Source organism: Shewanella sp. TB7-MNA-CIBAN-0143, assembly GCF_040310065.1.
Classification (GTDB): domain Bacteria; phylum Pseudomonadota; class Gammaproteobacteria; order Enterobacterales; family Shewanellaceae; genus Shewanella.
Genome location: NZ_JBEOPL010000183.1, coordinates 1 through 206, shown reverse-complemented (window position 1 = coordinate 206; position 206 = coordinate 1). Strand labels below are relative to the sequence as shown.

Sequence of the window (206 nt, the reverse complement as noted above, 5' to 3'; positions counted from 1 at the left end):
CCGACCAACGATGCGCCGACCATTGATGTGGTCGCCAATGACTTTACTGAAAACAGCGCCGTCGATGGCGATGTGGCCGCAACCTACACCACCTTTGATGAAGACGGTGATGCACTGACCGTGGACTTCACCCCAGGCAGCAATGACGACGGTTACTATGCGTTAGTCAACGGCGAAGTGGTATTAACCCAAGCCGGTGCGGATCT

At 55.3% G+C, this 206-nt stretch carries 1 protein-coding gene; it reads left to right on the top strand.

Features of this window, described 5'->3' with window-relative positions:
• The coding region (locus tag AAEY97_RS21575; protein ID WP_351001456.1) for a hypothetical protein at nt 1-206 on the top strand (206 nt) is incomplete at both ends.